The organism is Billgrantia endophytica (genome assembly GCF_002879615.1).
Taxonomy (GTDB): Bacteria; Pseudomonadota; Gammaproteobacteria; order Pseudomonadales; family Halomonadaceae; genus Halomonas; species Halomonas endophytica.
In genome coordinates this window covers 211,070-224,586 of record NZ_PNRF01000032.1, presented here as the reverse complement: position 1 = coordinate 224,586, position 13,517 = coordinate 211,070, and the positions used below count along the sequence as shown (strand labels likewise).

General features: G+C 62.2%; 11 protein-coding genes. 4 read left to right on the top strand and 7 right to left on the bottom strand.

Annotation, left to right across the window (positions count from 1 at the left end; all coding sequences use genetic code 11):
• On the top strand, positions 1-190 hold a 190-nt coding region (locus C1H69_RS23875), incomplete at its 5' end, for a hypothetical protein (RefSeq protein ID WP_205738515.1).
• A gap of 194 nt (positions 191-384) precedes the next feature.
• Here the strand turns inward: C1H69_RS23875 and prpD are convergent.
• From prpD to C1H69_RS16480, 6 genes are all read right to left on the bottom strand, one after another.
• Positions 385-1,869 (bottom strand): 2-methylcitrate dehydratase, encoded by a 1,485-nt coding sequence (gene prpD / locus C1H69_RS16505; RefSeq protein WP_102654468.1) that lies wholly within the window; start codon positions 1,867-1,869, stop codon positions 385-387.
• Positions 1,870-1,981: 112 nt separating this feature from the next.
• Entirely contained in the window at positions 1,982-3,184 is a 1,203-nt protein-coding gene (gene prpF, locus C1H69_RS16500) for a 2-methylaconitate cis-trans isomerase PrpF (protein ID WP_102654467.1), read from the bottom strand.
• Between the two features lie 96 nt (positions 3,185-3,280).
• A complete protein-coding gene (gene acnD / locus C1H69_RS16495; protein WP_102654466.1) occupies positions 3,281-5,890 on the bottom strand; it encodes a Fe/S-dependent 2-methylisocitrate dehydratase AcnD in 2,610 nt (869 codons plus the stop codon).
• Positions 5,891-6,001: 111 nt separating this feature from the next.
• Positions 6,002-7,129 carry a bifunctional 2-methylcitrate synthase/citrate synthase gene (gene prpC, locus C1H69_RS16490; RefSeq protein WP_102654465.1) on the bottom strand — a complete coding sequence of 376 codons (1,128 nt, stop codon included), beginning with the start codon at positions 7,127-7,129 and terminating at the stop codon, positions 6,002-6,004.
• 119 nt (positions 7,130-7,248) lie between these two features.
• Entirely contained in the window at positions 7,249-8,133 is an 885-nt protein-coding gene (gene prpB, locus C1H69_RS16485; RefSeq protein WP_102654464.1) for a methylisocitrate lyase, read from the bottom strand.
• Between the two features lie 31 nt (positions 8,134-8,164).
• Positions 8,165-8,875, bottom strand: coding sequence for a GntR family transcriptional regulator (locus C1H69_RS16480; RefSeq protein ID WP_102654463.1), 711 nt, complete (start codon positions 8,873-8,875; stop codon positions 8,165-8,167).
• A gap of 237 nt (positions 8,876-9,112) precedes the next feature.
• On the opposite strand from C1H69_RS16480, the gene pabB reads away from it, so the two are divergent.
• Together pabB and C1H69_RS16470 are read left to right on the top strand one after the other, a co-directional pair.
• Positions 9,113-10,459: an aminodeoxychorismate synthase component I gene (gene pabB / locus C1H69_RS16475; protein WP_102654486.1), complete on the top strand. Its 1,347-nt coding sequence runs from the start codon at positions 9,113-9,115 to the stop codon at positions 10,457-10,459.
• 112 nt (positions 10,460-10,571) lie between these two features.
• Entirely contained in the window at positions 10,572-11,303 is a 732-nt protein-coding gene (locus C1H69_RS16470) for a phosphoadenylyl-sulfate reductase (RefSeq protein ID WP_102654462.1), read from the top strand.
• Positions 11,304-11,362: 59 nt separating this feature from the next.
• Here the strand turns inward: C1H69_RS16470 and cysB are convergent, their stop codons facing one another.
• Positions 11,363-12,331 (bottom strand): HTH-type transcriptional regulator CysB, encoded by a 969-nt coding sequence (gene cysB, locus C1H69_RS16465; protein ID WP_102654461.1) that lies wholly within the window; start codon positions 12,329-12,331, stop codon positions 11,363-11,365.
• A gap of 289 nt (positions 12,332-12,620) precedes the next feature.
• Between cysB and fdhD the strand changes: the two genes are divergently transcribed.
• Complete coding sequence (gene fdhD / locus C1H69_RS16460) at positions 12,621-13,478, top strand: formate dehydrogenase accessory sulfurtransferase FdhD (RefSeq protein ID WP_102654460.1); 858 nt, start codon at positions 12,621-12,623, stop codon at positions 13,476-13,478.
• Positions 13,479-13,517: the final 39 nt, after the last annotated feature.

Genomic DNA, 13,517 nt, shown 5'->3' with positions numbered 1-13,517 from the left:
CGACTCTGTCAGCGGCCCCGCCAGCGCCCTGCGAGGAAGGCGTATTCTACTCATTCGGCCAAGCTTGTCAACTCGCTTCGCGGCCGTCACCGGGGTGACCCTGCCGCGAAGCGCCGGTCCTGCCGGCGACCTTCAGCGTGGCGTGCATTCTACCGTCTCCGGCGCTTCTGTCAATCGCGAACCGCTCTAGCCGATTCGAAAAAAAACCAAACAGAAACAAGCACTTTCTCCACTTCCACCGCTGGCAACATTACCCGTTGCCGGCAGCGGATGCGTACTTTACTCATTACCGAGGAAGTACACAACCCCTACTCGTCAAAAAACTATAGTCCACTCTTGCAGAGTGCACCATGACCACCGTCAAGGATTCGCCTTACTATCTCGTCAAATCACGAACAGGTCGACGAATTTGTGGACAGGCATACGTTGCAGACACGCCTGGTCCTTGCACAGTTCGAAAATCGTGCGGGTACGCCCCTGTGGAAAGCGAGTGGCCAGATTGCGCCTGAACTTGTCTTCCAGCACGGTGATCCCTTCGGAACGGCGACGTCGATGCCCGATGGGGTACTCGACCTCGACCTTGTCGGTGGCGCTGCCGTCCTTGAACAAGACCTGAATGGCGTTGGCAATGGAGCGCTTGTCGGGATCGTGATAGTCACGCGAATAGCGTTCGTCCTCGACCACTTCCATCTTGTTGCGCAGTTCATCGATGATCGGGTTGGCAGCGTGGAACTCATCCTCATAATGGTCGGCCACCAAGCTGCCGAAGGCGAGCGGCACGGCAGTCATGTACTGGAGACAATGGTCCCGGTCTGCCGGATTCGCCAAGGCCCCGGACTTGGAGATGATGCGGATCGCCGAATCGTGCGTGGTCAGTACAATCCTGTCGATCTCGTCCAGGCGGTCCTTCACCTGCGGGTGCAGGGTAACGGCGGCTTCACAGGCGGTCTGGGAATGGAACTCGGCCGGGAAGGATATCTTGAACAGCACGTTCTCCATGACATAGGTGCCGAAGTCGCGCTGGAAGGTGAACTTGCGCTCTCTTTCCGGCTTGGTCGCCAGGTCCTTGTTGGTATGGCTGAACAACACGTCGTAAAAACCCCACTGCGGCGCCGACAGTGCCCCCGGCACGCCCATCTCGCCGCGCAATGCGATATCGGCCAGGCGCACCCCGCGGGAGGTGGCATCACCGGCGGCCCAGCTCTTGCGCGAGCCGGCATTGGGCGCATGGCGATAGGTACGCAGGCTCTGGCCATCGACCCAGGCGTGGGACAGGGCGGAGAGCAGTTGCTCACGATCGGCCCCCATCATCTTGGCGGTCACGGCGGTGGTCGCCACCTTGACCAACACCACGTGGTCGAGTCCGACGCGGTTGAAGGAGTTCTCCAATGCCAGCACGCCCTGGATCTCGTGGGCCATGATCATGGCTTCCAGCACGTCGCGCATGGTCAGCGGCACCTCTCCCACGGCGACCCGCTTCTGGGAAAGGTGGTCGGCCACGGCGAGGATACCGCCCAGGTTGTCGGAGGGGTGCCCCCACTCGGCGGCCAGCCAGGTATCGTTGTAATCGAGCCAGCGCACGATGCAGCCGATGTCCCATGCGGCCTTGACCGGGTCGAGGCGGAACGAGGTCCCGGGGACCCGGGCACCGTGCGGCACGATGGTGCCTTCCACGATCGGGCCAAGGTGTTTCGTACACTCCGGGAAGCGAAGCGCCAGCAGGCCGCAGCCCAGCGTGTCCATCAGGCAATTGCGAGCGGTGTCCCAGGCTTCGACACTCTCGATCCTGTAGTCCAGGACATAGTCGGCAATTTTCTGCAGTTCCGCGTCGTAATCCGGACGAACGTTGGTTTCGACGGTTACATTCATCGTCTGCCCCCTCGTTGCTGTGAAGCAAGGTCTCGGCGAACTGAAAAAAACCACTCAATAAAGAGTATCGGTGCCCAGAGCCCGGGCTGCCAGCGTCGTCTTGGCCCTGGCGTCAACCCACCGGGAATGTGTCGCCAGGGACCCGCACCCAGCCTTCCATCAGGACCCTCGCGCTGCGGCTCATGATCGCTTTGGTCACCGTCCAGTCGCCGTTCACCTGAGTGGCTTCCGCGCCAACGCGCAGGGTGCCCGAAGGATGCCCGAAGTGAACCGAAGTGCGGTCTCCACCGCCCGCCGCGAGATTGACCAGTGTTCCCGGTACCGCCGCGGCGGTACCGATGGCAACCGCGGCCGTACCCATCATGGCGTGGTGCAGCTTGCCCATGGAGAGAGCGCGCACCAGCAGATCCACATCGGCGGCCTTGACCGCCTTGCCGCTGGAGGCGATGTAGTCGACCGGCTTGGCGACGAAAGCCACCTTGGGTGTGTGCTGGCGGCTGGCGGCCTCGTCCGCGTGCCGGATCAGCCCCATGCGCACGGCGCCATGGGCCCGAATTCTTTCGAACATGGCCAGCGCATCGGGGTTGCCGTTGATGGCGTCCTGCAGCTCGTTCCCGGTATAGCCGATGGCTTCCGCATTGATGAAGATGGTCGGGATGCCGGCGTTTATCAGGGTCGCCTTCAGCGTGCCCACACCCGGCACTTCGAGGTCATCGACCAGATTGCCTGTGGGGAACATCTCACCCTCCCCATCGGCCGGGTCCATGAACGCCACCGGGATCTCCGCCGCCGGAAAGGTGACGCCGTCGAGTTCGAAGTCGCCGGTTTCCTGCACGGCGCCGCCTGTCATCGGTACCTCGGCAATGATGGTCTTGCGGATATTGGCCTGCCAGATGCGTACCGTAGCCACGCCATCTTGCGGAATACGCACAGGGTCCACCAGGCCATTACTGATGGCGAAGGGCCCCACGGCCGCCGACAGGTTGCCGCAATTGCCGCTCCAGTCGACGAAAGCCTTGTCGATGGCGACCTGGCCAAACAGGTAATCGACATCGTGATCCGGCTGGGTGCTCTTCGACAGGATGACCGTCTTGCTGGTGCTGGAGGTCGCCCCGCCCATGCCATCGATCTGCTTCTGGTAGGGATCGGGGCTGCCGATCACGCGCATCAACAGCTTGTCCCGCGCCTCACCGGGGATCTGGGCCGCATCGGGCAGATCCTGCAGGCGAAAGAACACGCCCTTGCTGGTGCCGCCACGCATATAGGTGGCAGGGATCCTGATTTGGGAAACATGGTGCTGGGGTGCATGTGCCATGGCAATAGCGTCCTGTTGGAAACCGCCGACCCGGTGCGGTATCGGCGGCACCGGGTCGGCGGGCAGGTCAGTGGGTCACGTTTCTCAGGCGGTTATTCAGGCCGCCGTTTCCGATTCGAGGAAGTCCTTGGCGAAGCGCTGCAACACGCCGCCGGCCTCGAAGATCGAGAGCTCTTCAGCGGTATCGAGGCGACAGGTCACCGGCACCTCCACACGCTCGCCGCTCTTGCGGTTGATCACCAGCGTCAGGGTCGCACGGGGCCTCGGCTCGCCCACCACATCGAAGGTCTCGGTACCGTCGATATCCAGCGTTTTCCGCGTAGTGCCCGGCCCGAACTCCAGCGGCAGCACTCCCATCCCGATCAGGTTGGTGCGGTGAATGCGCTCGAAGCCTTCGGCGGCGATGGCCTCCACGCCGGCGAGACGCACACCCTTGGCCGCCCAGTCACGGGAAGAGCCCTGGCCGTAGTCGGCACCGGCGATGATGATCAGCGGCTGTTTGCGATCCATGTAGATCTCGATCGCCTCCCACATGCGTGTGACCTCGCCTTCCGGCTCGACGCGGGCCAGAGAGCCCTGCTTCACTTCACCGTTCTCCTGCACCATTTCGTTCAGCAGTTTGGGGTTGGCGAAGGTGGCACGCTGGGCCGTGAGGTGGTCGCCCCGGTGGGTGGCGTAGGAGTTGAAGTCCTCCTCCGGCACGCCCATCCTGTGCAGGTATTCGCCCGCCGCGCTATCCATCATGATGGCATTGGACGGCGACAGGTGGTCGGTGGTGATATTGTCTCCCAGCACCGCCAGGGGGCGCATGCCCGTGAGCGAGCGATCACCGGCCAGCGCACCCTCCCAGTAAGGCGGGCGGCGGATATAGGTGCTCTGCGGGCGCCAGTCATAAAGCGGCTCGACGCGGACACTGCGCTCCCGACTGATGTCGAACATCGGGATGTAGGTTTCCCGGAATTGCTCGGGCTTCACGCTTGCCTTGACGATGGCATCGATCTCTTCGTCGCTGGGCCAGATGTCCTTCAGCGTGATGGGGGTACCATCCTGATCGAAGCCCAGCGCATCCTTCTCGATGTCGAAGCGGATGGTGCCGGCGATGGCGTAGGCTACCACCAGCGGCGGCGAGGCCAGGAAGGCCTGCTTGGCATAGGGATGAATCCGGCCGTCGAAGTTGCGGTTGCCCGATAGTACCGCCGTGGCGTAGAGGTCGCGGTCGATGATCTCCTGCTGTATCACCGGGTCCAGGGCCCCACTCATGCCGTTGCAGGTGGTACAGGCGAAGGCCACCACGCCGAAGCCGAGACTTTCCAGCTCGGGCAGCAGGTTGGCCTCTTCCAGGTACATCTTCACCGTCTTGGAGCCCGGCGCCAGGGAGGTCTTCACCCAGGGCTTGCGGGTCAGGCCCAGTTTGTTAGCGTTACGGGCGATCAGGCCGGCCGCCACCATGTTGCGAGGGTTGCTGGTGTTGGTGCAGCTGGTGATGGCCGCGATGATCACCGCGCCATCGGGCATCAGGCCTTCCTCGTTTTCCACCGTCCCGCTGATGCCGCGTGACGCCAGTTCCGAGGTGGGCAGCAGGGCATGGGGGTTGGACGGGCCGGCCAGGGTACGCGCCACGCTGGACAGGTCGAAGGTCAGCACCCGCTCATACTCGACGTTTTCCAGGCTGCCGGCCCACAGGCCGGTCTCCCTGGCGAAGCGCTCCACCAGGGCGACCTGGTCGTCCTCGCGACCGGTCAGCTTGAGGTAATCGATGGTCTGCTCATCGATATAGAACATGGCGGCGGTGGCGCCATATTCCGGGGTCATGTTGGAAATGGTGGCCCGGTCGCCCACGGTCAGGCTCGAGGCGCCTTCGCCGAAGAATTCGAGATAGGCTCCCACCACCCGCTCGCGACGCAGGAATTCGGTCAGTGCCAGCACCATGTCCGTGCTGGTGATGCCCGGCTGCAGTTTGCCGGTCAGCTCGACACCGATGATATCCGGCAGACGCATGTAAGAGGCACGGCCAAGCATGACGCTTTCGGCTTCCAGGCCGCCCACACCGACGGAGATCACGCCCAGGGCATCGACCATCGGCGTGTGGCTGTCGGTACCGACACAGGTGTCGACGAAAGCGACGCGCCTTCCATTCTCATCGGGGCGAACCTGGACCACCGGCGACATCTTCTCCAGATTGATCTGGTGCATGATGCCGTTGCCCGGCGGAATCACGTCGACGTTCTCGAACGCGGTCTTGGTCCAGTTGATGAAGTGGAAGCGATCGTCGTTGCGGCGATCCTCGATGGCACGGTTCTTCTCGAAGGCATCCTTCTCGAAACCGGCATGCTCGACGGCCAGCGAGTGGTCGACGATCAGTTGGGTCGGCACCACCGGGTTGACCTTGGCCGGGTCGCCACCTTTCGCGGCGATGGCATCGCGCAGGCCGGCCAGATCGACCAGGGCGGTCTGGCCGAGGATATCGTGACACACCACGCGCGCCGGAAACCAGGGGAAGTCCAGGTCGCGCTTGCGCTCGATCAACTGCTTCAGCGAGTCCGTCAGCATGCCGGGCTCACAGCGACGCACCAGGTTTTCGGCCAGCACCCGTGAGGTGTAAGGGAGTGTTTCATAGGCACCAGGCTGAATCGCATCGACGGCGGCGCGCGCGTCGAAATAGTCCAATTCAGTCCCGGGCAAGGGCTTGCGATATTCGGTATTCATGGCGTCAGGCATCCGTCGAGTCGAGCACAGAGGCACGGAGTTGGCGTTGCCGCCCGCCCCTGTTGAAGAGGAACAGGGCGACCGCGGGGCGGTCGCCGCAGGTGGCGCGGATCAGTCGCGCTGCTCGATCGGTACCCACTCGCTCTTTTCGGGGCCGATATAGTCAGCGCTGGGACGGATGATGCGATTGTTGGCCCGCTGTTCGAAGACATGGGCGCACCAGCCGGTGACACGCGAGCAGACGAAGATCGGCGTGAACAGCTTGGTGGGGATCTCCATGAAGTGGTAGGCACTGGCATGGAAGAAGTCGGCGTTGCAGAACAGTTTCTTCTCGCGCCACATGACGTCCTCGACACGCACCGACACCGGATAGAGCACGGTGTCGCCCACGTCCTGGGCCAGCCTCTCGGACCACTCCTTGATGATGGCGTTGCGCGGGTCGGACTCGCGATAGATGGCATGCCCGAAGCCCATGATCTTCTCCCTGCGGTCGAGCATGCCCATGATCTCGCGCTCGGCTTCTTCCGGCGACTTCCAGTTCTCGATCATGTCCATGGCCGCCTCGTTGGCACCGCCATGCAGCGGACCACGCAGCGAGCCAATGGCGCCGGTCACGCAGGAGTGCATGTCGGACAGCGTCGAGGCGCAGACACGCGCGGTGAAGGTCGAGGCGTTGAACTCGTGCTCGGCATAGAGAATCAACGAGACGTTCATCACCCGGGCGTGCAGGTCGCTGGGCGCTTCGCCACGCAGCAGGTGCAGGAAATGGGCACCCACCGACTCGTCGTCGGTCTCGGTCTCGATCCGCACGCCATCGTGGGAATAGCGATACCAGTAACAGATGATCGATGGCAGCACCGCCAGCAGGCGATCGGAAACGTCCTGTTGCTCGTCGAAACTCTCTTCGGTCTCGAGGTTGCCCAGCATGGAAGCGCCAGTACGCATCACATCCATCGGGTGGGCGCTAGCCGGAATCTGTTCGAGCACGGTCTTGAGCGCCTGGGGCAGGCCACGCAGCCCCTTGAGCTTGGTGATATAGGCATCCAGCTCGGCCTGGTTCGGCAGCTTGCCCTTGAGCAGCAGGTAGGCCACTTCCTCGAAACGCGCCTTCTCGGCCAGTTCCTTGACGTCGAAGCCGCGGTAGGTCAGGCCCGAGCCGGTCTTGCCAACAGTACATAGGGCCGTGGTGCCGGCGCTCTGGCCGCGCAGACCTGTGCTACTGACGGGTTTCTCTGACATGTCGTGTCTCCTTGGTCTTTTTTCTGTATCTGTCTTGGGCGCCACGGTACAGGGCCAGGATTCAGGCCTCATGTGGACTCCCCGGGGTGCATGCCTTGTCGCCCCTGTGGGCGTTCTCTTCAATCAGTGCCTTTCTCGAAGAGGGCGTCCAGCTTCTGTTCGAAACTGTGATAGTTGAGGAAGTCATAGAGCTCATCCCGAGTCTGCATCAGCTCGACCACGTCCCGCTGATGCCCCTTGTCGTGGATGCTCTGATAGACCGTCAGCGCGGCGGCGTTCATGGCGCGGAACGCCGACAGCGGATAGAGCACCATGCGGCAGCCAACCTCACCGAGCTCCTGTTGACTGAACAGCGGCGTGGCCCCGAATTCGGTGATATTGGCCAGGATCGGCGCATCGACGCGCTCACAGAAGGCGCGGTAGTCGTCCAGGGTGTGCACCGCCTCGGCGAAGATGGCGTCGGCACCGGCCTCGATGCAGGCACTGGCACGCTCGATGGCGGCATCCAGACCATCCTTCTGGAACGCGTCGGTGCGGGCGATCAGGTAGAAGTCCGGATCGATCCGGGCATCGGCGGCCGCCTTGACGCGATCGACCATCTCCTCCTGGGAAACGATCGCCTTGTTGGGACGGTGGCCGCAGCGTTTCTGGGCCACCTGATCCTCGATATGTACGGCGGCTACGCCGGCACGCTGCATCTCCTTGACGGTCCGGGCGATGTTGAAGGCACCGCCCCATCCGGTGTCGATGTCCACCAGCAGCGGCAAGTCCGTGGCGCCACAGATACGGTGGGCATCCGCTACCACGTCATTCATGGTGGTCATGCCCAGGTCGGGCAGGCCGAAGGAGGCATTCGCCACGCCACCACCGGAAAGGTAGATGGCCTGGTGCCCCACTCGCTCGGCCATCATGGCGGTATAAGCATTGATGGTACCGACAATCGACAAAGGCCGATTGGCTTGCAGGGCGGCACGGAAACGCGCGCCGGGAGTGGCTTGAGTCATTAAAATGCTCCTCTGTATGTCCGGGCTGGCCTCAGGTCGCCGCCTCGGCTTGCTGCTGGAGAATCGTGGCGTAACGGTCGGCCACGTTGGCCCGTGAGGCGCTGACATGACGGCGCATCAGCAGCTCGGCCAGTTCGGCGTCGCCGGCCTCGATGGCATCGACGATACGATGGTGTTCGACGAAGGCGCGATGAGGCCGCGTTCCGCTGGCGCTGAACTGGGTGCGATAGAGCCGCACCAGGTAATAAAGGTCATCGCACAGCATCGTCATCAGCATTCGGTTGTGACTGCCCTGGACAATGCGGTAGTGGAAGTCCAGGTCGCCTTCACGCTGGTAATAGGCTTCGCCCTTGCGCAGGTCGGCCTGACGCTCATGGACCGATAGCACCTCGCGCAGGCCGGCGATCTCCTCGGCGGTCATGTGTTCCGCCGCCAGCCGGGCCGCCATGCTCTCGAGCGCTTCGCGAACGTCGAACAATTCCAGCAGTTCCTTCATCGAGAGCTTGACGACACGCGCACCCACGTGAGGTACTCGCTCGATGAGGCGATGCGCTTCCAGGCGTCGCATCGCCTCGCGCAACGGGCCGCGCGAGATACCGTAGGCCTTGGACAGGCCTGGTTCGGTAATCTTGCTTCCCGGCGCCAGCTTGCCCCGGACGATGGCATCCTGCAGTTCATGGAAGACCCGTTCGGCAAGAGTGCGAACCTCGGGAGCGACCTGTTCTGATACGAATGAGTTCATGGCAATTGTCGACAATTGAATGATGAGAAGACTTTAGACATTGGCTCCTGCCCGGTCAACCGCCGAACAAGCCCAACATGCTACGTCTTTGGTTGTAGACAACCAAGCATCTGCTCGGGACTGCTGTCGACAATTTCTCTACCGTTGAGGGCGGTAGCACTATCCTGGGTGTTGCGGGATAGGACAAAACGCAGCCTGATCCCTAGAATGGGTCGCCTGTTCCGAAAGGCCCCGTTGATGACCACACGACTCGAGATCACCCCCCTACCCTACCAGGACGACCCGCTGGGCTATTTCGCCCTCCTGCGGAACCGCCCCGGTTCGGTATTGCTGGATAGCGGGCGCCCTGCCGCTCCCGGCGGACGCTACGACATCATGAGCAGTGATCCGTTGGCGACACTGACCGTCGATGAGCAGGGGCAGGTATCAGGTGGCGTACCGGGCACCTCGGGCCACGACCCGTTTACCGCCCAGCAGAGGCTGCTGGACAGCCTGTCTCTCGAGACGCCCGATAGCCACCTGCCCTTTCTCGGTGGTCTGATCGGCTATTGGGGGTACGACCTGGGCCGTTGCCTGGAACCGGTAGGGGGCCGGTCACAGCCGGTCGTGCACCTACCGGCAAGCCGCGTTGGCCTCTACGACTGGGCCGTCGTCCAGGATCACGAAAAAGGCGAGACATGGCTGGTCGCGAGCGCGGAGCGCCGGATTCAGGTCATGGAGTGGTTCGAAGCGGCACCCGCTCCGGCCGCCCCCTTTCGGCTACTGGCCCCCTTCCAGGGCGAGCTGGATCATTCAGGCTATGCGCGCCGCTTCAAGGCCGTGCAGAACTACATTCGAGCCGGGGACTGCTATCAGATCAACCTGGCCCAGCGTTTCAGCGCCCCCTTTACAGGCGACCTGTGGGCTGCCTATCAGCGGCTTCGACACGCAACGCCCACCCCATTTTCTGCATACATGGCCTGGGGCAACCAGGCGATCCTGTCACTATCTCCGGAGCGCTTCCTTGGTTGTCACGACGACGGAGGCATCGAAACCCGCCCCATCAAGGGCACTCGCCCTCGCGGACGGACTCTCGAGGAAGACCGGCGGCTGGCCCAGGAGCTGGCGGCCAGCCTCAAGGATCGTGCCGAGAACGTGATGATCGTCGATCTTCTGCGCAATGACCTGGGCCGGGTGTGCCGCCCCGGTAGCGTAAGAGTACCCCAGCTGTGCGGGCTGGAGAGCTACGCCAACGTGCACCATCTGGTCAGCATCGTGCGTGGAGATCTCGCGCCCGGGCGCCAGGCGCTGGACCTGCTGGCCGCGGCCTTTCCCGGCGGCTCGATTACCGGGGCCCCCAAGGTACGCGCCATGCAGATCATCGATGAACTGGAGCCCAGCAGGCGTAGTGTCTACTGCGGCAGCCTGGGCTATGTCGATGTACGTGGGCACATGGACACCTCCATCGCCATACGTACCGCAGTGGCCGATGCCGGCAGGCTTCATCTTTGGGGGGGAGGCGGGCTGGTGGCGGACTCGGACGTGAACGCCGAGTACACCGAGACACTGGACAAGATTCGTCATTTGATGAAGGCCCTGGAATAAGCAGGACAAGGGCTAAGCACAAAATGGCATATAAGTGTCAAACCAATCGGTATTGGGGCATGAGCCACGGCCTTTGGTAGGGTACGTTCATCATCTACCAGGGAGATCGATAATGGCGTCCTTCCAGACCGCCCAGTTCGTTCTTGAGCACGACCAGGCCTCACCCAAGGATATCCTGCGTGCTGCTTATGCCGCTTTCAGTGAATTGACGCTTTCCTTCTCCGGTGCCGAAGACGTGGTACTGATCGACCTGGCGCTCAAGATAGCGCCAAAGGAGAAGGTACATGTCTTCTCGCTGGACACCGGGCGACTACACCCCGAAACCTATGCCTTCATCGAGCGGGTTCGTGAACACTACGGTATCGAGATCGATGTCCGCTTTCCCGATACCCAGGCAATACAGGCGCTGGTTCGCGAGAAGGGCCTGTTCAGTTTCTATCGCGATGGGCACCAGGAGTGCTGCGGCATCCGCAAGGTCGCGCCGCTGCGTGAACGCCTGCAGGGGCTTACGGTGTGGGTCACCGGTCAACGGCGTGACCAGAGCCCGGGCACGCGCTCGACGCTTCAGATCGCCGAGCGTGATGGCGCCTTCGGTAGCGAGGCTTCGCCTCTCTACAAGATCAATCCGTTGACGCACTGGACCAGCGAGGACGTGTGGACCTATATCCGCATGTTCGATGTGCCCTACAATCCGCTGCATGAGCGAGGATTCGTCAGCATCGGCTGCGAACCCTGCACTCGCCCCACCCTGCCCCATCAACACGAACGCGAGGGTCGGTGGTGGTGGGAAGACCAGGGCGGCAAGGAGTGCGGGCTTCACGTGGCCAATCTCGCTTCACGTTGACTGGCAGGGCGAGATCGAGCCTGTCACGAGCGTATCGGCACGGCGTTCTTGTACGCCTTCTACCGGATCGGCAGCTCGATCTCCTTGAACAATCCGTGCTCATGGCGCGGCCCAGCGGCCAGGGCGGCATCGACCAGCTCCCGGTCGAGATGATCGGCGAAGCCCTTGACGAAGTCATACATGTATCCGCGCATGAAGGTGCCCCGGCGAATGCCGATCTTGGTCACGGAGCTTTCGAACAAGTGACCGGCCTCGAGCACCACGAGGTCGTCATCCAGCCCCGGGTCTACCGCCATATGCGCCACGATACCGACGCCCAGGCCAAGCCGGACATAGGTCTTGATCACATCGGCATCGGCGGCAGTCAGCACCACATTGGGCGAGAGGCCCTTGGCCCGGAACGCATCGTCGAGCTGAGAGCGCCCGGTGAAGCCGAAGACATAGGTCACCAGTGGCTGCTCGGCAAGGCGTTCCAGTGTCAGTTCGCCCTCGGCTAACGGATGCCCACGCGGAACCAGCACACAGCGATTCCAGCGATAGCAGGGCAGCAGGATCAAATCGTTGAACAGTTCCAGCGACTCGGTGCAGATGGCGAAGTCGGCCTGGCCATCACTGACCATCTGGGCGATCTGCTTGGGCGTGCCCTGCTGCATGTGCAGTGCCACCTCCGGATATTTTTTCGTGAACTCGCCGATCACCGGCGGCAGCGCATAGCGGGCCTGGGTGTGGGTCGTGGCAATGGACAGGCTTCCGCGCCGCTCATCGCTATGCTCCTGTGCCACCTGCTTGATGTTTTCGGCCAGCCTCAGCACCTGCCCCGCCAGTTCGACGATAGCCTGACCGGCAGGCGTGACCCGTGTCAGGTGCTTGCCGCTGCGGGCGAATATCTCGACCCCCAGCTCATCTTCCAGTAGCCGTATCTGCTTGGAGATGCCCGGTTGAGAGGTATAGAGGCTCTGGGCAGTTGCCGACACATTGAGATTGTGACGGGTCACTTCCCAGACATAGCGCAGCTGCTGAAGTTTCATGGTGAACTTGCTCCCTCTACCTACCGCCCGGCGGATCAATACAAAATAGCGATTAAAGCAGCATCATGTAATCACTAAATAGCATAAAAGAAAACCACCCACCTCTGCTGACTTCATAAGCATGGCGTAAAGTGATGCATCGTCGCATTATCGCGTGACGTATCAGTCGCTCTTCGGAAGGGGCGGGCCATGCCGCCCATGGCAGGGTTGGAAAGCGGCCCCCCGTGAACTAGCCTCAAATAAGCTTCAGGAAGATGGCGTGTCGACCCGTTTCTACAGGGAGCAGCCTATGGGAACCGACGTAGCGGGTGGTGCCCGAATCGATATCGTGACGATGGGACCGCAAGGCCTAACCACCCGGGAAGATGTACTGGCCATCGAAGAGGCGTTGGAGATCCGCGTGGTCGGCACCGAGCCGGTCATCACCATGCGCACCCCGGGGCAGGACCGTGAGCTTGCTGCCGGCCTGATGCTGAGCGAAGGGCTGGCAAGAACCCGCGGCGATTTCGAGATGCTTTGCCATCTTGTCGATGAGCCAGACGTCGTGCAGATCGCACTGAAGCATTTCAGCAATGAAAAGGCAGAGATGCTGCAACGCTCCTCGTTCTCCAATAGTGCTTGTGGCGTCTGCGGCAAGAAAAGACTCGACCTGGGCACGATGGAAAATCTGGGACCACTGTCGCCGGGACCAGCCGTGTCGGGTGAGTTGCTCTGCTCCCTTCCCTCCCGGCTTCGTGAACACCAACGGCTCTTTGCCGAGACAGGGGGGCTCCACGCTGCGGCACTCTTCGATGACTCGGGAGAGCTCCAGGCAGTCCAAGAAGATGTCGGCCGCCATAATGCACTCGACAAGCTGAACGGCTGGGCGTTGCTGAATCACCGGTTACCGCTCACCGGACAGATCGTCGTTCTCAGTGGCCGTGCCAGCTTCGAACTCATCCAGAAATGCATCATGGCCCGCGTGCCAGTGGTATGCGCCATATCGGCGCCCAGCAGCTATGCGGTCCGTCTCGCCAGGAAGTTCGGTATCACTCTGGTGGGGTTCCTGCGTGAGGGCCGCTTCAACATCTACTCCTGTCCGGAGCGGATCCTGGACCAGTCTGCACCTGGCTCGTGGGGGCATGGCACGGAAAGCCTTGCGCACTGACCGGACGCGGCTGACGTGTCGTGACAACGACACCCTTTC